The sequence below is a fragment of the Mesorhizobium sp. M7A.F.Ca.US.002.01.1.1 genome, assembly GCF_004022955.1.
Taxonomy (GTDB): Bacteria; Pseudomonadota; Alphaproteobacteria; order Rhizobiales; family Rhizobiaceae; genus Mesorhizobium; species Mesorhizobium ciceri.
In genome coordinates, this window is record NZ_RZQE01000066.1 from 1 (window position 1) to 18,989 (window position 18,989).

The 18,989-nt window shown below is 63.5% G+C and carries 18 protein-coding genes, 1 other RNA gene and 2 pseudogenes; 6 read left to right on the forward strand and 15 right to left on the reverse strand.

Translation table 11 applies throughout. The annotated features are described in order from the left end of the window. Together EN932_RS38795 and EN932_RS09855 are read left to right on the forward strand one after the other, a co-directional pair. Nucleotides 1-126, forward strand: a pseudogene (locus EN932_RS38795) (efflux transporter periplasmic adaptor subunit); the annotation flags it as partial. Further along, nucleotides 123-3,221 (forward strand): efflux RND transporter permease subunit, encoded by a 3,099-nt coding sequence (locus EN932_RS09855; protein WP_127368030.1) that lies wholly within the window; start codon nt 123-125, stop codon nt 3,219-3,221. The pseudogene EN932_RS38795 and the gene EN932_RS09855, both read left to right, overlap by 4 nt. A gap of 12 nt (nt 3,222-3,233) precedes the next feature. Here the strand turns inward: EN932_RS09855 and EN932_RS09860 are convergent, their stop codons facing one another. From EN932_RS09860 to ffs, 13 genes are all read right to left on the reverse strand, one after another. Beyond that, nucleotides 3,234-3,548, reverse strand: coding sequence for a hypothetical protein (locus EN932_RS09860; protein ID WP_206519134.1), 315 nt, complete (start codon nt 3,546-3,548; stop codon nt 3,234-3,236). A 45-nt stretch (nt 3,549-3,593) separates the two neighbouring features. Next, nucleotides 3,594-4,343, reverse strand: a complete 750-nt coding sequence (locus EN932_RS09865) for an ABC transporter ATP-binding protein (protein ID WP_013527922.1) — start codon at nt 4,341-4,343, stop codon at nt 3,594-3,596. Beyond that, nucleotides 4,340-5,185: an ABC transporter ATP-binding protein gene (locus EN932_RS09870; protein WP_127368032.1), complete on the reverse strand. Its 846-nt coding sequence runs from the start codon at nt 5,183-5,185 to the stop codon at nt 4,340-4,342. Before EN932_RS09870 ends, EN932_RS09865 begins: the two co-directional genes overlap by 4 nt. Nucleotides 5,186-5,195: 10 nt before the next feature. Beyond that, entirely contained in the window at nt 5,196-6,116 is a 921-nt protein-coding gene (gene nikC / locus EN932_RS09875; RefSeq protein WP_127368033.1) for a nickel transporter permease, read from the reverse strand. Beyond that, the gene (locus tag EN932_RS09880) at nt 6,113-7,180 is read right to left on the reverse strand and encodes an ABC transporter permease (RefSeq protein WP_024503440.1); all 1,068 of its coding nucleotides are present in this window, start codon (nt 7,178-7,180) and stop codon (nt 6,113-6,115) included. The genes nikC and EN932_RS09880 overlap by 4 nt, the downstream gene beginning before the upstream one ends. 18 nt (nt 7,181-7,198) lie before the next feature. Then, the gene (locus tag EN932_RS09885) at nt 7,199-8,842 is read right to left on the reverse strand and encodes an ABC transporter substrate-binding protein (protein ID WP_128368798.1); all 1,644 of its coding nucleotides are present in this window, start codon (nt 8,840-8,842) and stop codon (nt 7,199-7,201) included. 261 nt (nt 8,843-9,103) lie between these two features. Further along, complete coding sequence (locus tag EN932_RS09890; RefSeq protein WP_128368799.1) at nt 9,104-10,417, reverse strand: lytic murein transglycosylase; 1,314 nt, start codon at nt 10,415-10,417, stop codon at nt 9,104-9,106. 26 nt (nt 10,418-10,443) lie between these two features. Continuing rightward, nucleotides 10,444-11,049, reverse strand: a complete 606-nt coding sequence (gene recR / locus EN932_RS09895; RefSeq protein WP_013527928.1) for a recombination mediator RecR — start codon at nt 11,047-11,049, stop codon at nt 10,444-10,446. A gap of 191 nt (nt 11,050-11,240) precedes the next feature. After that, nucleotides 11,241-12,167, reverse strand: a complete 927-nt coding sequence (locus EN932_RS09900) for a cell wall hydrolase (RefSeq protein WP_013527929.1) — start codon at nt 12,165-12,167, stop codon at nt 11,241-11,243. A gap of 230 nt (nt 12,168-12,397) precedes the next feature. Further along, nucleotides 12,398-12,805, reverse strand: coding sequence for a hypothetical protein (locus EN932_RS09905; protein WP_127368035.1), 408 nt, complete (start codon nt 12,803-12,805; stop codon nt 12,398-12,400). A gap of 14 nt (nt 12,806-12,819) precedes the next feature. Continuing rightward, nucleotides 12,820-13,143 carry a YbaB/EbfC family nucleoid-associated protein gene (locus EN932_RS09910; RefSeq protein ID WP_013527931.1) on the reverse strand — a complete coding sequence of 108 codons (324 nt, stop codon included), beginning with the start codon at nt 13,141-13,143 and terminating at the stop codon, nt 12,820-12,822. Nucleotides 13,144-13,173: 30 nt separating this feature from the next. Next, nucleotides 13,174-14,994, reverse strand: a complete 1,821-nt coding sequence (locus EN932_RS09915; RefSeq protein ID WP_127368036.1) for a DNA polymerase III subunit gamma/tau — start codon at nt 14,992-14,994, stop codon at nt 13,174-13,176. A 105-nt stretch (nt 14,995-15,099) separates the two neighbouring features. After that, nucleotides 15,100-15,196: signal recognition particle sRNA small type (ffs, locus tag EN932_RS09920), an RNA gene on the reverse strand. 172 nt (nt 15,197-15,368) lie between these two features. On the opposite strand from ffs, the gene EN932_RS09925 reads away from it, so the two are divergent. Genes EN932_RS09925 through EN932_RS09935 form a run of 3 tightly spaced genes read left to right on the forward strand, consistent with a single transcriptional unit; the run spans nt 15,369 to nt 17,117 of the window. After that, the gene (locus EN932_RS09925) at nt 15,369-15,788 is read left to right on the forward strand and encodes an HIT family protein (protein ID WP_013527933.1); all 420 of its coding nucleotides are present in this window, start codon (nt 15,369-15,371) and stop codon (nt 15,786-15,788) included. Between the two features lie 41 nt (nt 15,789-15,829). Beyond that, nucleotides 15,830-16,774 carry an NAD(+) diphosphatase gene (nudC, locus tag EN932_RS09930; RefSeq protein ID WP_013527934.1) on the forward strand — a complete coding sequence of 315 codons (945 nt, stop codon included), beginning with the start codon at nt 15,830-15,832 and terminating at the stop codon, nt 16,772-16,774. A gap of 37 nt (nt 16,775-16,811) precedes the next feature. Then, complete coding sequence (locus EN932_RS09935) at nt 16,812-17,117, forward strand: Dabb family protein (protein ID WP_027161785.1); 306 nt, start codon at nt 16,812-16,814, stop codon at nt 17,115-17,117. Here the strand turns inward: EN932_RS09935 and EN932_RS09940 are convergent. Both EN932_RS09940 and EN932_RS09945 read right to left on the reverse strand, forming a co-directional pair. Next, nucleotides 17,114-17,977: a prephenate dehydratase gene (locus EN932_RS09940; RefSeq protein ID WP_013527936.1), complete on the reverse strand. Its 864-nt coding sequence runs from the start codon at nt 17,975-17,977 to the stop codon at nt 17,114-17,116. The genes EN932_RS09935 and EN932_RS09940 overlap by 4 nt on opposite strands. A 9-nt stretch (nt 17,978-17,986) precedes the next feature. Next, complete coding sequence (locus EN932_RS09945; protein ID WP_027161787.1) at nt 17,987-18,715, reverse strand: 3-deoxy-manno-octulosonate cytidylyltransferase; 729 nt, start codon at nt 18,713-18,715, stop codon at nt 17,987-17,989. A 193-nt stretch (nt 18,716-18,908) separates the two neighbouring features. On the opposite strand from EN932_RS09945, the pseudogene EN932_RS39700 reads away from it, so the two are divergent. Continuing rightward, a pseudogene (locus EN932_RS39700) lies at nt 18,909-18,989 on the forward strand (cytochrome c family protein); the annotation flags it as partial.

Below are 18,989 nucleotides of genomic sequence, written 5' to 3' on the forward strand. Positions count from 1 at the left end.
TCGAAGAATGGCGGCACCTTCACGGTGACCGAGGGGCTGGAGGCCGGCATGCGTGTTGTCACGGCGGGCGTCCACAGCCTGAGCGAAGGCCAGAAGGTGACAGTGCCCGAGGGAGGGGCCTCATGAAAGGCTTCAATCTCTCCGACTGGGCGCTCAACCACCGCTCCATGGTCTGGTATTTCATGCTGGTCTTCGTCGTGGCTGGCGTGTTCTCCTACCTCAATCTCGGCCGTGAAGAAGATCCCAACTTCACCATCAAGACGATGATCATCCAGGCCAACTGGCCGGGCGCCTCGGTCAAGGAAACCGTGCAGCAGGTGACCGACCGGATCGAGAAGAAACTCGAGGAACTCGATAGCCTCGACTACACCAAGTCCGTCACCACGGCCGGCCAGACCGTCATCTTCGTCAACCTGAAGGACACCACCAAGGCACGCGATGTCGTGCCGAACTGGATTCAGGTGCGCAACATGGTCAATGACATCGGGGCACAGTTTCCGCAGGGTGTGCAGGGCCCGTTCTTCAACGACCGCTTCGGCGACGTCTATGGCAACATCTACGCCTTCACATCGGACGGGCTGACGCCGCGCCAGTTGCGCGACTATGTCGAGGATGCCAGAACAAAGATCCTGACCGTGCCCAACGCCGGCAAGGTCGACCTGGTCGGCGCCCAGGACGAAGCGATCTATCTCGAATTCTCAACCCGCCAGATCGCCGCCCTCGGCCTCAACCAGCAAGCGATCGTCGCCAGCCTGCAGGCGCAGAACGCGATCACGCCGTCCGGCGTCATCCAGTCCGGGCCGGAGCGCATCAGCGTGCGTGTCGGCGGGCAGTTCACCTCCGAGGAAAGCCTGCGCGCCATCAATCTGCGCGTCAACGACCGCTTCTTCCGCCTGAGCGACGTAGCGACGATCACACGCGGCTATGTCGATCCGCCGACGGCACTGTTCCGTTTCAACGGCCAGGACGCGATCGGGCTCGCCATCGGCATGAAACCCAACGCCAACCTGCTCGAATTCGGCGAGGCCCTGCACAAGGAGATGGACAAGGTGCTGGCCGACCTGCCGGTCGGTGTCGGCGTGCATCTGGTCGCCGACCAGCCGGTCATCGTCGAGGAGGCCGTCTCGGGCTTTACGCGTGCGCTGTTCGAGGCGGTCGCCATCGTGCTCGCCGTGTCGTTCATCAGTCTCGGCATGCGCGCCGGCTTCGTCGTGGCGCTGTCGATCCCGCTGGTGCTGGCCATCACCTTCACGGTCATGGCCTATCTCGGCATTTCGCTGCAGCGTATTTCCCTGGGTGCGCTGATCATCGCGCTCGGCCTTCTGGTCGACGACGCGATGATCGCGGTCGAGATGATGGTGGCGCGGCTTGAGGTCGGCGACAATCTGCGCAAGGCGGCGACCTATGTCTACACATCGACCGCCTTTCCGATGCTGACCGGTACGCTGGTGACGGTCGCCGGCTTCATCCCGATCGGCCTCAACAACAGCGCCGCCGGCGAATATACCTTCACCCTGTTCGTGGTCATCGCCGTTTCGCTGCTGGTGTCATGGATCGTGGCGGTGCTGTTTGCGCCACTGCTCGGCGTCACCATCCTGCCGGCGACGATGAAAACCAAGCATCACGACCAGCCGGGCCGCTTCACCTCACTGTTCCGGCGCGTGCTTGTCGGCTCGGTGCGCCATCACTGGCTGACCATCATCGCCACCGTGTTGTTGTTTGCCGGCTCGATCGCCGGCTTCGGCCTGGTGCAGCAGCAGTTCTTCCCGCCATCGGACCGGCCGGAGTTGATCGTCGACTGGAACCTGCCGCAGAATTCTTCGATCGCCGACACGCGCGACCAGATGGAGCGGTTCGAGCAGCGGGCACTGGTCGGCAATCCCGACATCGACCATTTCTCGTCCTATATCGGCCAGGGCGCGGTGCGTTTCGTGCTCGCCTATGACGTGCAGCCGGCCAACCCCTATTTCGGCCAGACTGTCATCGTCACCAAGAGCATCGAGGCTCGCAACCGGGTCAAGCCGGCGCTGGAAAAGCTGCTGCGCGAGGAGTTCGTCGGCACCGACGCCTTCGTCAAGCCGCTCGAACTCGGACCGCCGGTCGGCCGCCCCGTGCAATACCGCGTCGGCGGTCCCGACATCCAGACGGTGCGCGAGCTGGCGCAGCAATTCGCCGGTGTCATCTCCGCCAATCCAAAGCTCGCCGCGCCGACCTTCGACTGGAACGAGCCGCAGCGGGTGCTGAGGGTCGACGTGCTGCAGGACAAGGCACGCCAGCTCGGCATCACCTCCTCCGACATCGCCAGCGCGCTGAACAGTACGGTCGGCGGCGCCACCATCACGCAGGTGCGCGACGCCACCTACCTGATCAATGTCGTGGCCCGCTCCCGCGGCGCCGAACGCGGCTCGATCGAGACGTTGCAGAACATGCAGTTGCCGACCAGCACCGGCGAGGCGATCCCGCTCGCGGCGGTCGCCAACTTCCGCTACGATCTGGAGCAACCGACGGTGTGGCGACGCGATCGCATCCCGACCATCACCGTGCGCGCCGGGCTGGTCGGCGACGTGCTGCCGGCCACGGTCGTCAACGAACTGAAGCCATCGGTCGATGCCTTCACCGCCAAGCTGCCGCCGGGCTATTCGATCGCCACCGCCGGCTCGGTCGAGGAGAGCGCCAAAAGTCAGGGACCGATCGCCGCCGTCGTGCCGTTGATGCTGTTCGTCATGGCAACGATCCTGATGGTGCAGTTGCAAAGCTTCCAGCGCCTGTTCCTGGTCGTGGCGGTGGCGCCGCTCGGCCTGATCGGCGTGGTGGCGGCCCTGGTGCCGAGCGGAGCGCCGCTGGGCTTCGTCGCCATCCTCGGCGTGCTGGCGCTGATCGGCATCCTGATCCGCAATTCGGTCATCCTGATCGTGCAGATCGAGGATCTGGTGCGCGAGGGCAAGGATCGCTGGGCGGCGGTCATCGAAGCGACCGAACACCGGATGCGCCCGATCGCACTGACGGCGGCGGCCGCCAGCCTGGCGCTGATCCCGATCGCGCGTGAAGTGTTCTGGGGTCCGATGGCCTATGCGATGATGGGCGGCATCATCGCGGGTACCGCAATCACGCTGCTGTTCCTGCCGGCGCTTTATGTGACGTGGTTCAGGATCAAGGAGCCGAAGGGCCGGGAAGAGCCACCCGTTCTGGAGAACGGCGAACTGGCGCAAGGCTCAGCCTAAGGCTTTGCCTGATCATTCGTTGTCGTTGGAGGGCACAGGGCGCGACCTGGCGCGTTGCCATGGCGACGATTTCGAGGTGCGCCAAGCGTGCCAGCCTTCTGGCAAGTCCGCCAACGCCTGGATGCTTTCGTCCCGCTGCACAACGTTTTGCAAGCTGACGATCATGATATCGCCTTCGTCAACAGGTCCGGTTTCGCTGTTGTGGAATTGCCAACTGCCGTCGTCATCGTCATGTGAGACGTATGCAATCCAATCGCCGCGGGTAACGACTGCCCTATCCACAAACACCGCGACATTGGGAGGATCCGCAAACTTCCATTCCTCCATGGGAATTCCCCAAGATGGTTGTTCGGCGCAAAAGAGAAAACGAATTCAAGCGGTTCTCACAAACCCGTCGCTGGCCCGCAACAGATTGCGCGTATAGTCCTTTGTCACACGGCGTTCGACAAGATCCGCCGCCGCCAGATTCTCCACCGCCTCGCCGCTTTGCATCACCATCAGCCGCTCGCACATATGGGTGATGATGGCGAGGTCGTGGCTGACCATCAGGAAGGTCAGCTTGCGCCGCTTGCGTACCTCTTCCAGCAGGTTGAGCACTTCCGCCTGCACCGAGGCATCGAGCGCCGAGGTCGGCTCGTCGAGCAGCAGGATCGACGGTTCGAGAATGAGTGCACGGGCGATTGCCACGCGCTGGCGCTGGCCGCCGGAGAGCTGGTGCGAATAGCGGAACCGAAAACCGTTGCCGAGGCCGACTTCGTCGAGCGCCCGCTGGATACGCTTTTCGCCGTCGGCAAAGCCATGGATGGCAAGCGGCTCCTGCAGCAGACGGTCGACGGTCTGGCGCGGGTGCAGCGACCCGTACGGATCCTGGAAGACCATCTGCACTTCACGGTAGAAGGCCTTGTCGCGGCGCGCGCCGAGCGTCTTGCCGTTGACGACGATGCCGCCCGATGCAACCGGCGCAAGGCCGGCGATGGCCCGCAGCAGCGTCGATTTGCCGGAGCCGGATTCGCCGACCAGGCCGAAGGATTCGCCCGGCTGCACGTCGAGGCTGACGCCTTTCAGTGCGCGAAAACGGTCGAAGATCACTTCCAGCCTGTCGACGGCAATCGCAGAAGTCATGCCGCCCACTCCGGCTTGCGGTCGAGCACCGGCAGCGGGTGGCGGTCGGCACCGATCTTGGGCATGCAATTGAGCAGGCCGCGCGTGTAGGGATGCTGGGCCTGGCCGAGTTCGGACGCCTTGAGCTGCTCGACCACCTTGCCGGCATACATGACGATGACGCGGTCGCAGAAGGACGAGACCAGGCGCAGATCGTGCGAGATGAAGATCAGCCCCATGCCACGCTCACTGACCAGCCGGTCGAGGATGCCGAGCACATCGAGCTGCACGGTGACGTCGAGCGCCGAGGTCGGCTCGTCGGCGATCATCATTTCCGGACCGGCGATCAGCATCATGGCGATCATGGCGCGCTGGCCCATGCCGCCCGAAACTTCATGCGGATGCAAATTGAAGACGCGAGAGGGATCACGGATCTGCACCGCCTCCAGCATGGCCAATGCACGGTCGCGTGCCTCCGCCTTGCCGACCTTTTCATGGGTGCGCAGCGTCTCGACGATCTGGCGACCGATGCTCATCACCGGGTCGAGCGAATATTTCGGATCCTGCAGGATCATGGCGATGCGCTTGCCGCGCAGCGCCCGGCGTTCGCGTGGCGAGACGCTGAGCAGGTCGATGCCGTCGAAGGCGAGCTTGTTGGCCGATATCCGCGCCTGCGGTGGCGTCAGGCCCATGATGGCGCGGCCGGTCTGCGATTTTCCCGAGCCGGATTCGCCGACGATGCCGAGCCGTTCACGGCCGAGCGAAAAGGAAACGCCGCGCACCGCCTCGATCAGCCCGGTGCGGGTCGGGAAGGTGACGCGCAGGTCGTCTACGTCGAGAAGCGTTTTCGGTTCTCCGCTCATTGGTCGCCGCTCATTGGTCGCCACTCCGCGGATCGAGCGCGTCGCGCAGGCCGTCGCCAAGCAGGTTGAAGCCGAGGCTGACGATGAGGATGGCGAAGCCCGGCGCACCGGCCACCCACCATTGATCGAGCACGAAGCGGCGGCCGGAGGCGATCATCGTGCCCCATTCGGGCAGCGGCGGCTGCGCGCCGAGGCCGAGGAAACCGAGCCCGGCGGCGGTCAGGATGATGCCGGCCATGTCGAGCGTCACCCTGACGATCAGGGACGAAATGCAAAGCGGCATGATATGGCGCAGCACGATGCGGAAGGGCGAGGCGCCCATCAGTTGCACCGCCTTGATGTAGTCGGAATTGCGCACCGTCAGCGTCTCTGCCCGCGCGATGCGGGCGTAGGGCGGCCATGAGGTGACGGCGATGGCCAGCACTGCATTCTCGATGCCGGGGCCAAGTGCTGCGACGAAGGCCAGCGCCAGGATCAGCTTGGGAAAGGCGAGGAAGATGTCGGTGATGCGCATCAGGATGGCATCGGTCCAGCCACCGGCATAGCCTGCAACGGTGCCGACCAGAAGGCCGATGGGTGCGGCGATGATGGCAACCAGGATGACCACGTAAAGCGTCCAGCGCGAGCCGTAGAGGATGCGCGACAGGATATCGCGGCCGAGATCGTCGGTGCCGAACCAGTGCTCGGCGCTCGGCGCCAGCAGGCGCGCGTTCTTCAGGTCGCCGAACGTTGGCGAATAAGGTGCCAGCACGCCTGCAAGGGCGGCAACGACCAGCAGGGCGATGATGATGAGCAGGCCCAGAAACGCCAACCGGTTGGCGGAAAAGCGCCGCCACGCCACATAGGCGCGGCCGAGCCTTGCCTGCATGCGCGAGGCCGGCCGCTCGCTGAGCAGCCAGTCGCGACGGCTCTGGATGGTGTCGACGCTCATGCGGACTTCGTCCTCGGATCGAGCACACGATACAGCAGGTCGGACAGAAGGTTGATGGCGATGAACACCGAGCCGATGACGATGGTGCCGCCGAGCACCGCATTCATGTCGGCGTTCTGCAGCGAATTGGTGATGTAAAGGCCGATGCCCGGCCATGAGAAGACGGTCTCGGTCAGCACCGAACCTTCCAGCAGTCCGGCATAGGAAAGCGCGATCACCGTCACCATCGGCACCGCTGCGTTGCGCAGCGCGTGACCCCAGATGATGCGCGTTTCCGACAGGCCCTTGGCGCGCGCCGCGACGATATATTCCTGCGACAATTCGTTGAGCATGAACGAGCGCGTCATGCGGCTGATATAGGCGAGCGAGAAATAGCCGAGCAGCGAGGCCGGCAGGATGATGTGGCGGAAGGCGTCGTAAAAAACGTCCCACTGCCCCTGCATCGCAGAGTCGAGGAGATAGAAGCCGGTGATCGGCGTAAAGGTGTATTCGTAGACGACGTCGAGCCTCGCCGGGAAGGCAACCCATTGCAGCTTGGCGTAAAACAGCACCAGCCCAAGCAGCCCCAGCCAGAAGATCGGCACGGAATAACCGATCAGGCCGATGACGCGCACGATCTGGTCGATGAGGCTGCCGCGCCTGACCGCGGCCAGCACACCGAGCGGCACGCCGAACAAAGCGCCGATCAGCGTTCCGAGGGTCGCCAGTTCCGTCGTGGCCGGAAGCGCCCGGCGAATGTCGGTCATGACCGGATTGGTGGTCAGCACGGAGACGCCGAAATTGCCGTTCAGCGCATTCTTCACATAGATGTAGAACTGCTCGATCAACGGCAAATCGAGGCCCATCTCGCGGCGCGTGCGCTCAACCACATTGGCCGGCGCCCGGTCGCCGAGCACCGCCAGCACCGGGTCGATCGGAATGACGCGGCCGATGAAGAAGGTGACCGCGAGCAGACCAAGATAGGTCGTGATCGCAATGACCAGGAAACGGCCAAGCGATGATGCAATAGCGACGGCGCGGGCGCTGCCGCGCCCCGCCGCCACTTCTTTTTCAACCGCGCTCATGCGGCGTGTCCGCGAGCACTATTCCTTGGACACCGGTCCGACGAAGTTGGTGTCGAAGCTCGGGCCGAGCGCAAAGCCCTTGAGGTTCTTGCGCAGGCCGGCCACTTCCAGCTGCTGGTGGATGACGACGAAGGGGCTGGTGTCGAGGATTTTCTTCTCGAGATCCTTGTACATGTCGGCGCGCTTGCCGGCATCCTTCTCGAGCAGTGCCGCTTCCGTCTGCTTGGTCAGGTCCGGAATGTCCCAGGCGTTGCGCCAGGCCAGCGTCTTGGTCTTGGCCCCATCCGAATTGTCCGGGTTCGAGGCAAAGGTCTGGGCGTTGGAGTTCGGGTCGAAATAATCCTGGCCCCATTGGCCGATATAGATGTCGTGGTTGCGGGCGCGGTATTTGGTGAGCGTCTGCTTGCCGTCGCCCGGGATGATCTCGAGCTTGATGCCGGCCTGTCCGAGCGTCTGCTGGATCGATTCCGCCATCCCGGTCGTCGGCTGGCCGGTGCGTACGTCCATGGTTACGCTGAAGCCGTCGGGCAGACCGGCCTTGGCCAGCAATTCCTTGGCCTTGGCGACATCGAGCTTGAACGGATTCTCATCCAATTCGCCGAGCACGCCCTTGGGCAGGAAGGTCTGATGGATTTCGCCGATGCCCTTGAGGATGGTGGAGCTCAAGGCATCATAGTCGACCAGATACTTGAACGCCTGGCGCACCTCCGGCTTGGCGAGGGTCGCGTTCTTCTGGTTGAGGCTGATGTAATAGACCGTACCCTTGGGCGCGCTGGTGGTGGTGAGGTCGGCGTTCTTGGCGATGGCGTCGAGGTCGTTCGGTTCGAGATTGCGGGCAACGTCGATGTCGCCAGCCTCGAGCGCCAGGCGCTGGCCCGAGCTTTCCTTCATGTTGCGATAAATGACGCGGGCAAGCTTGGCTTTTTCGCCGTAGTAATTGTCGTTGCGCTCGAGAACGACGGCTTCGTTGGCCCGCCATTCGCGCAGCTTGAAGACGCCGGAGCCGGCATAGCCGGTCTTCAGCCAGGCATTGCCGAAATCATTGTCCCATTTGTAGTCGGCGCTCGGCGTGACCGCAGCCACATGTTCCTTGACCAGCTTGGCGTCGACCACCGAAGCGACCGTTGCCGACAGGCAGTTCAGCACGAAACTCGGCGCATAGGCCTTGTCGACGGTGAACTGGAAGGTGCCGTCGTCGACAGCCTTGGCCTTTTCGGTGACGTTGTCACCGCTGATGCCGAACTGGCCGATGATGAAGGCCGGGCTCTTGTCGAGCTTGATGACGCGCTCGAACGACCAGGCGACATCGGACGCCGTGATCGGATTGCCGGAAGCGAATTTCAGGCCGGGCTTGAGCTTGAACGTGTAGGTCAGGCCGTCATCGGAGACGGTCCAGCTTTCGGCAAGGTCGCCCTTGACCTTGGAGGTGTCGCTGAGGTCGAGACGGACAAGCAGATCATAGGTGTTGCCGGTGACCTCGGCGGTCGACAGCTCGAACGCCTCGCCCGGATCCATGGAGATGATGTCGTCGATCGCGAAACCTTCGACCAGCGTGTCGGCGGGCGTGACCGCACCGGCGGGCGCGCCGGCCAGAAGCAGCGCCGACATGGCGGCACCCGCGAGCAGGAAGCGAGAGCGTAGAGCAAGCTTTTCCATCATCATTGTGATTGTTCCCTGTTTTGTTGTTTGTTGACCTGAGTTCCCGGCTCAGGGTTGCGGAATTTTTTCGGGGCCTGGAGACGGCCCCTCTGCCCACTTACCGTCGTGGTTTTTGTCCAGTTGGTCAACACCATATCCGGCGGCCCCGTGGCGGGCAACGAGCATTTATACGACGGCTCATTGGGCCAGAAAGGCCGGTGGGGTGTCGACGCATAGGCCAGCCAATCGAGGCTGCCGATCGAGAAAAATCTGCTAATTTCGGAGCTATTTCAGCACTGCGACCAGGTCGGCGTCAGGGAAGCAGGTGGCGGCGCGGCCGTTCTTGGCTTGCCATATGCCGATCGAGCGGCGGGTCTTGAAGCCGGGCAGGCCATCGGCGCTGCCGACATCATAGCCTTTGGCCTCCAGCGCCCGCTGCAGGGCGGCGATGTCCGAACGGTGCAGCCCGCCGACCGCGCCCCAGCTGCCGGCGAAGTTCTGATCGCCATGGGCGATGCGATCGGCGCCATGGCCGATGAACAGCGCGTACAGGTCGCTGGTGTTGTATTGCTTCAGCACGTAGAAATTGGGCGTGGCGACAAAGGCCGGGCCGCTGCGCCCTGCCGGCATCAGCAGAAAGCCTTCGGCCTTCAGCTCACTCACTGGAAACGGTTTGCCGCCGACGCGCTTGATGCCCATATCAGCCCATTGCGAGATTTTCTTGCCCTGGTCCGGGCCTTCCAGCGAACAGGAAACGCTTTCCGGCACCGTCACCTCGAATCCCCAGCCACGACCCTTTACCCAGCCATAGTGGACGAGATAATTGGCGATCGAGGCCAACACGTCCGGCGTCGAGTTCCAGATGTCGACGCGGCCGTCGCCGTCGAAATCGACGGCATGTTTCAGGAACGAGGTCGGCATGAATTGCGGCTGGCCGAGCGCGCCGGCCCAGGACGATTTCATCGCGCCGACCGGAGCCAGCCCGCGCTCGACGATCTCGAGTGCGGCAAGCAGTTCGGTGCGGAAGAAGTCCTTCCTGGTCGACATGAATGCCTTGGTGCCCAGCACTTCGAAGGCGTCATAAGGCATCTTCGCCGCGCCGAATCCGGTCTCGCGGCCCCAGATCGCCAGCAGCACTTCGCCCGGCACGCCATAGCGCTTTTCGATGGCCGCAAGTGTCCTGGCATTGGCGGCTTCGCGCGCGCGCCCGCCCGCCGTCACCGCGCGAACCGTCTTCTCGGCGAAATAGGCGCCGGGTGAGCCGAATTCGGCCTGGTGCTGCTTCTGCGGCGTGGCCGCCTTCTCGCCCGGCTTGACCAGGTCCGGCAGCTTCAGATTGGGCTTGATGCCGTCGAAGGCGGCGTCGAAGGTGGTTTTGGAAATGCCTTTCGCCTTGGCCTGTGGCCAGAGGTCGTTCTGCAGCCAGGCGCGGAACTGGTCGTCGATCTTTGCGGCGGAGGCGGGGGGGGAAAAGACCGAGAGAAGAACTGCAAAAAAGGAAAACAGAACCAATCTGAGAGGGTTGCGTTCCTTCGCACCCCTCTCCGTCCTGTCGAGGGGGGTGCTTGGCACCAGCCTGGAAGGACGCGCAAAAATCATGACCCGCATCCTCTGCCGCAACTTTGTCAAAACGCCGTCCGCGAACGCAGCGCCGCGGCCAGCGTGCCCTCATCGAGATAGTCGAGTTCGCCGCCGACCGGCACGCCATGCGCAAGGCGCGTCACCTTGATGTCGAAGCCGGACAACTGGTCGGTGAGGTAATGCGCGGTCGTCTGGCCCTCGACCGTCGCGTTGACGGCAAGGATGATCTCCTTGACCTCGCCGCCGGCGACGCGATCAACCAGCGAGCGCATGTTGAGCTGCTCGGGGCCGATGCCGTCGAGCGGCGACAGCGTGCCGCCGAGCACGTGGTAGCGCACATTCATCGCCGCCGCGCGCTCCAGCGCCCACAGGTCGGAGACGTCCTCGACGACGATGATGGTGCCGGCATCACGGCGCGGATCGGTGCAGATCATGCAAGGGTCCGATGTATCGACATTGCCGCAGGTCGAGCAGATGCGCACCTTGTCGGCCGCCTCGGCCATGGCGGCGGCAAGGGGCGACAAAAGCTGCTCTTTCTTCTTGATCAGATGAAGGGCGGCACGCCTGGCCGAACGGGGTCCCAGCCCCGGCACCTTGGCCAGGAGCTGGATCAGACGTTCGATCTCGGGACCGGCGATTCGCTTCGACATCGCTCTGATCTAGAGCAATTCCAGGAAAAGTGCGAAGCGGTTTTCCGTCCGGAATTGCGTCAAAACGAAAAGCTGGAGCGGTTCACCGTTTCCGCGAAACGGTGAACCGCTCCAGGATTTTTCAGAGCGCTTTGGAACATCTGCATCCGCATGACCGCCATATTGGGCCTTGGCGGACCGCGGGGCGCAGATCAGTTGGTCTCGAGCGGCCGGCCCTGGCTGACAATCATCGCGCCAATGGCGTCTGTGTTCTCAGGCGTCGACTGGAACCCCATCGACGCCTCTTGCGGCGCGTCTTGAACCGACGAGATGACCCTTGTGTTCAAGCTTCCGCCAAAACGCGCGGCATCCGGCTCTTCCATCGGCTCCTGCATCGCCACCACCGTCGGCTCTTGCGAGACACGCGCGGATTTCGCGGCCGGCGCGGCGGCGGCGGTCACATAGGTCTGCTGGGCGGGAGCGGATCGAACGGTTGCCGTCCTGGCTGGACGCACCGGCTCGGCGGACGCGACCATCGTCACCGGCGCGGCTGACTTGTCGGGCGCCGCCGAGGCAATAGCGACCTGCGGCTCATCCGGCAGCGGCTGCCAGTTGCGGCCGCGCTTCTCGTAGAAGGCATTGCCGCCGGCAACCATGGTGTAGTGCATGTTCTTGTAGGGGAAGCGGAGGCCGGCTGTGTGGAAGAACATGGTGTTCTTGAGCTTGGACTTGCGCTCGCCCTTCAGCACCGCGTCGGCGGCTTCCTCGACATCGGGCATTGCGCGTGAATTCATCGGCCTTGTCATGACACCTGGCGCGAACTGCCCGGGCTCGCCCACCACTTGGCAGATGGTGCTGCCATGGTTGCCGGAGCGCAGCCGGTTCATCACCACCGTGCCGACCGCGATCATGCCGTCGCGGCTCGAGCGGTTCGACTCGAAGAACATCGCCCGTTCCAGGCATTCCTTGTCCTTCGGCGTGTGGCTGTAGGCCCCTGAACTCAGGAAACCCGGCGTGATGGCGTCGGTCAGGCTGGCGACGGACATGCCGTGTGAAGTGGTCTGGCTGCAGGCAGCCAAAAACAGGGGTGAAATGACGGCGCCGAGCAACAGCGGCGTCTTCCATCGCGTGGAAATCAACAGGTAACCCTCTCACTTCGTGCCCGCCCCCAGGCTGCGGCAAGAATGAGACACTTTCGGGCAAAATGATGGCCAAAACGTTATTAACAACGTACTGTTGCCAAATTGGCACAATTTCGTGGCTTTCCAGATAGATCGAGCCGTCATTTCACAAAAGCGATGACCGCTCTCTCTTTGTTTCGCCGCAATTGCCCCAAGGGAAAGCACCACGCGATTTTTCCTGAAGCGATCTACCGCCCGGCCGCTATCGCGGCCGGCTGGCCAGGCTCAAGCTCCTCGACCCTCTCCGAAAACAGGCCGCGCCGGAGGAACAGCGTCCGCGCCTCCCTGGCCGTCGGCGCGATCTTTCCCGGCCAGTCGCTGTCTATGAACTCAGCCTTGGTGAAGTCCGGATTTGTCTCGCTTGCCGCCTCGAGGAATTCGGCGATCTCCAGCACGATCGCGCGCTCGTCCTTCGAAAGCGCCGATGTGCCGGCTTCGATCGATGGGCGATGGAGGAAATCCTCGAACAGATAGAAATAACCCTTGATGCCGACGAGATCGACGCCGTCGTCACAATCGGCCAGGATTTCCAGGATCTCGTAGATCCTGTTGCGGATACGCTGCTCGATCAGTCTTTCGGACGGCTCTTCGGCCATGGCCGCACCGAAGGCTAGAAGGGCAGTTTCATTCCCGGCGGGATCGGCAGGCCCGCGGTCAGCGCCTTGGTCTTTTCCTGCATGATCTGCTCGACCTTGGTCTTGGCGTCGTTGTGAGCGGCCAGCACCAGGTCTTCCAGGATCTCGACATCGTCTTCCTTGAACAGAGACGGATCGATCTTCAACGACTTCATCTCGAATTTTCCGGTCAGCGTCACATTGACCAGGCCGCCGCCGGCCTGGCCGGACGCTTCCAGCGTGGCGATCTCGTCCTGCATGGCCTGGAACTTGGCCTGCATTTCCTTCGCCTTGCCCATCAGGCCGAGAAGATCTTTCATGGTCGGGTCCTTTGCGGATTCGTGGCTGGATCAGGGTTCATCGTCGTCAGCCGGCGGCTCGACCGGCACTTCGGCCTCTGCCGTTTCGGCTTCCGGCGCGTCCGGAATGCGCACATCGATGATCTTGGCACCGGGAAAGCGCGCCAGGATGGCGGCCACTGTCGGGTCGCTCTTGGCATCGAGAAAAGCCGTCTCGCGTTTGGCCGATTCCATTTCGGCGAGCGTCTGGCCGCCCTCTTCCTTCGACAGCGAGACAAGCCAGCTGCGACCGGTCCAGGCGCGCAATTTCGTCGTCAGGTCGTTGAGCAGCATCTTGGGCGCATCGCTGGTCAGGCCAACGTCGATGCGGCCGGGCTCGATGCGTACAAACCGGATGCAGCTTTTGACCAGCACCTTGAAGGCGATGTCGCGCTGCGCGTCTGCCAGGGCAATGATGTCGGCCAGCGATTTCAGCGGCGCCGATTGCGCCTCCGTGACCGGCTCCGGCGGAGCGACGTAGGCAACGGGCGCAGGCGAGGCTTCGACCAGCCGCATGGTCTGCGCGCCGCCCGGGCCAGACGGCATGCGCGTCTGCGCCACCGCGCTGACGCCGTTGCCGTTGCCTCCTCCCCCTGCGGGCGCCCCATTTGGGCGCAGCGCGCCATTCTGCACCGGCGCGGCGCCTTCAAGCGATCTCAACGCCTCGTCCAGCGTCGGCAGGTCGGCGGCATGCGCCAGCCGGATCAGCACCATTTCGGCGGCACTGACCGGCCGGTTGGAGGACTGCACCTCTGGAATGCCCTTGAGCAGCATCTGCCACGTCCGCGACAGCACCCTGACCGACAGCGTCCTGGCGAAATCGGCGCCGCGCTGCCGCTCGTCCTCGGATAGCGAGGCATCCTCGATGGCCGTCGGCACGAAACGCAGCCGGGTGACGAGGTGGTTGAATTCGGCAAGGTCGGTCAGCACGGCGGCCGGATCGGCGCCGGTATCGTACTGCGCACGGAATTCGCCAAGGGCTGCCGCCACATCGCCTTTCATCACATGTTCGAACAGGTCGACGATGCGGGCGCGGTCGGCAAGCCCCAGCATCGCCCGAACCGCGTCGGCGCCGACAGAGCCGGCGCCATGGGCAATCGCCTGGTCGAGGATGGAGAGCGAATCACGAGCCGAGCCCTCGGCGGCGCGCGCGATCATCGCCAGCGCGTCGTCGTCGACCGAAATGCCCTCCTTGGCCGAGATCGAGGCGAGATGCCCGACCAGCGCGCCGGCGTCGATGCGCCTCAGGTCGAAGCGCTGACAGCGCGACAGGACGGTGATCGGAACCTTGCGGATTTCGGTGGTGGCAAAGATGAATTTGACGTGCGGCGGCGGCTCTTCCAGCGTCTTCAGAAGGCCGTTGAAGGCCTGCGTCGACAGCATGTGCACTTCGTCGATGATATAGACCTTGTAGCGGGCCGAGACCGGCGCGTAGCGCACGCGCTCGATGATGTCCCTGATGTCGTCGATGCCGGTGTGCGAGGCGGCGTCCATCTCGATGACGTCGACATGGCGGCCTTCCATGATCGCCTGGCAATGTTCGCCGAGGACGGCAAGGTCGACCGACGGCTGGTCGATATCAGTGGTTTTATAGTTCAGGGCGCGCGCGAGGATGCGCGCCGTCGTCGTCTTGCCGACGCCGCGCACGCCGGTCAGCATCCAGGCCTGGGCGATACGGCCGGTGGCAAAGGCGTTGGTGAGGGTGCGCACCATCGGCTCCTGGCCGACCAGCTCGGAGAAGTTCGAAGGACGGTACTTGCGTGCCAGCACGCGATAGGCGGCGGCCTTGCCTATCTCCAGGCTCTTTGGTCCCGAATTTCCGGCTTCGCTCATACGCCCGTAAAGCTCCAAATGGCCGCGCCCGAAGGCGGCCGATTCCTGCGCATAGTCTCGCCCGCGCTGCAATGCGTCGTCAATGTCGCGAGAGGGGCCGATGAGGTGGGAGGCTGGAACAATGACCCGTTCCGGGCTCGTTAGGGCTGCTTCCTTCCGGACCTGACCCGGTTGGCGAGTGGATCGTCCACCACCAACCTCCCGCTTTCCATATCGGCAATTGCGCGACGAAATGCAAGTGCGCCGCAGAAATCGCAAAAATATGGAATTGGCGCACCAAAGCGTGAGGGGCGCAATGATTCGCTTGCAGCCCCCCTGCCGCCGCTCTAGCGTTCCTGCGTTTGAGGAAAACAAGAAAAGCAAGGGAAACGCCGATGCTGCCGGGCCTGAAGGCCGGATTCACGCTGGACGCACGGCTGGAGGCGGACAGCGAGCAGTTGATGTGGCTTGGGCTGTGCGAGCTGCGGGTGATGAACGACCGCCGCTGGCCCTGGTTGCTGCTGGTGCCGCAGCGCCCCGGCGCGGAGGAAATCCACGACATGACGCCGCTCGACCAGGCGATGCTGACCTTCGAGACCAATATGGTGGCGCAGGCGCTGAAGAAAGCGACCGGCTGCACCAAGATCAACACCGGCGCGCTCGGCAACATCGTGCGCCAGTTGCACATCCATGTCATCGCGCGTTCTGAAGGCGATCCCGGCTGGCCAGGTCCTGTGTGGGGACATGGCCTGCGAGAGCCCTATCAACGTTCCGACTTGCGACGGTTTGCCGAAACGATCAAGGCGGCGCTATAAGCGTTCCCCGTGTCCATCCCTCAACATATTCCAGAGTCCCCATGAGCTTCCGCCTGTTTGACGCGCCTTTGCGCGAGCCGAGCCAGTTCGTCGGCTTCGCCGGCAACACGATCGACCGGCAGTCCGAGAACCGCGCCGACGATTCGGTCGACAAGGCGCTGGCCGATCCGGCGACGCGGCTGCTTCTGATGCATGGCGGCCGGCTCTATCTGAAGCTCGGCGATGGCGGCGCTCTCGATCCCTGGTTCGGTGCGACCGAGAGCGAGCCCTTCAAGGTTTCCCTGGCGCAAGGCATCCTGCTCGGCTTTTCCGAACGAGGACCGGTGCTGGCCGTGCCCGCCGGCGTCGAACCCGAACAGCTTCCGGAAACAGTCAAGGCCATCGACTACCGCTCGGTCTACATGCAAGGGCTGATCGACGAGGCGGCGGCCGGCGCGATGGCGCAAGGGGCGGCTTTGCTCGCCTGGCATGCCAGCCATCGCTTCTGCAGCAAATGCGGCACGGAATCGCAGATGCGGGCCGGCGGCTACAAGCGGCATTGCCCGAATTGCGGCACCGAGCATTTTCCGCGCACCGACCCGGTGGCGATCATGCTGACGGCGACGCGGGAGAAGTGCCTGCTCGGGCGCGGCCGTCATTTCGCGCCTGGCATGTATTCGGCCCTCGCCGGCTTCATCGAGCCGGGCGAGACGATCGAGGCGGCGGTGCGCCGCGAGACGCTGGAAGAGGCCGGCATCCGGCTTGGCCGCGTCGTCTACCACGCCAGCCAGCCCTGGCCGTTCCCCTATTCGCTGATGATCGGCTGCTTCGGCGAGCCGCTCAATGACGATATCCAGGCCGACCTCAACGAGCTTGAGGACTGCCGCTGGTTTTTTCGCGACGAGGTGCGCCGGATGCTGGAAAGGACGCACCAGGACAATCTGATCACGCCGCCGAAAGGCGCCATTGCGCATCACCTCATCCGCGCCTGGGTCGATTCAGAATGATGGCAGCGAACACCTAAAGACATTGCAGGAGCAGGACATGATCCGTCACACCGTCGTTTTCACGCTGAAGCATCCGCCGCATTCGCTGGAGGAAAAGCGGTTCCTGGTCGACGCCAAGAGGATCCTCACCGCGATCAGGGGCGTCACGCATTTCGAGCAATTGCGGCAGATCAGCCCCAAGAACGACTATCGTTTCGGCTTCTCGATGGAGTTCGCCGACCAGGCCGCCTACACCAGATACAACGACCATCCAGACCATGTCGCCTTCGTGCGCGACCGCTGGGTGCCGGAGGTCGAGACCTTCATGGAGATTGACTATGTCCCGCTGGGCGCGGTGATCTAGTCCGCAACCTTCCACTGCTCACGCGACTCGCTGGCCGGATAGACGCCGAGAATGCGCACTTCGCGCGAGAAGAAACGAAGCTCGTCCAGCGCCAGCTTGACCAGCGGGTCGTCGGGGTGGCCCTCGATGTCGGCGTAAAACAGCGTCGCCGTGAAAGCGCCCAGCTGGTAGCTCTCCAGCTTGGTCATGTTGATGCCGTTGGTGGCGAAGCCGCCCATCGCCTTGTAGAGCGCGGCCGGCACGTTGCGGACGCGGAAGATGAAGGTCGTCATCATCTTGACGTCGGGCGAAGGACGCTCGGCCCATTGCTTGTTCTTGGTCAGGACGACAAAGCGGGTGACGTTTGAGTCGGTGTCCTCGACGTTTTGCTCGATGATATCGAGCCCGTAGAGGGTCGCGGCCAGGGCCGGCGACAGCGCCGCCATGCTGCGGTCCTTGACCTCGGAGACCATTTTGGCGGCGCCGGCCGTGTCGCCGGCGACGATCGCCTTCCAACCGTTCTTGCGAACGTATTTGCGGCACTGGCCAAGCGCATGGATGTGGCTGTGCACCGTCTTGATCTCGTCGCGCTTGACGCCTGGCAGCACCATCAGCTGGAAATGGATCGGCAGGAAATATTCGCCGACGATGTGCAGCTTCGATTCCGGCAGGAGATGATGGATATCGGCGACGCGCCCGGCAATGGTGTTCTCGATCGGGATCATGGCGAGGTCGGCCTTGTTGGTCTCGACCGCGTTGAAGGCATCCTCGAAGGTCGGGCAGGGCAACGGCTCCATCGAAGGGAACATGTTGCGGCTGGCGGTGTCGGAATTGGCGCCCGGTTCGCCCTGGAAGGATATTCTGTTGGTCTTTTCAGGCATGCCGATATCTCAGGTTGAAAGGATTGTTCTGGCGCGTTCGAGGTCTTCAGGCGTGTCGACGCCGAGCGGCAGCGACTGGACGATCTCGGCGTCGATGCGCATGCCGGCTTCCAGCGCCCGCAACTGTTCCAGCCGCTCGCGCCGTTCGAGCGGCGACGGCTTCAGCGCGACGAAACGCTCGAGTGCTTCGCGGCGATAGGCGTAGAGGCCGACATGATGGTAGAGCGGCCCCTCGCCCCAAGGCGCCGTGGCACGGGTGAAATAGAGCGCCCTCAGCCTGCTGCCGGAAAGCGGCGAGCCGACGATCTTGACGACATTGGGATTGGTCTTTTCCTCATCGCGGACGATCTCGACGCCGAGCGTGGCGATATCCACCGCACTGTCCTCGAAAGGCCTGAGCGACGCGGCGATGATCCGGGGATCGATGGTCGGCAGGTCGCCCTGCACATTGACGATGGTTTCGACCTTGCGCCCGGGGTCGAGCGCGACCAGCGCCTCGTGGATGCGGTCGGAGCCGGATTCGTGATCCATGCGCGTCATCACGGCCTCGAAACCGTGCGCGCGCACCGCTTGCGCCACGCTTTGCGTGTCGGTCGCCACCACCACCCGGCCAAGGCCGGCTTCGGCGGCGCGGCGGGCGACATGGACGATCATCGGGGCGCCGGCGATGTCGGCCAGCGGCTTGCCCGGCAGGCGGGTCGAAGCCATGCGGGCCGGGATCAGGATCAGCGTGGACATTTCGGGTGCAAGGCGTCTCGAAAGAGGACAGGGAAAGTGGCAAAAGGTCTCACTGGAAGCGCCCTTATAGGTGTTGCAACGCCGCAGCAAAAGACCTAGTTTCCGCCCGATTTGACCGCCCTGGCAGGGCGGGTCACGATACCGACGGACGGAGTGGACGGTTCTGTCCGCCGGAAAAGGGAGCAAGGGGCGTATGGATTCCAACGAAGTCAACAAACTGCTCGCCGGATTGCTCGGAACCGTTTTCGTCGTCTTCTCGGTCGGCATTGTGTCC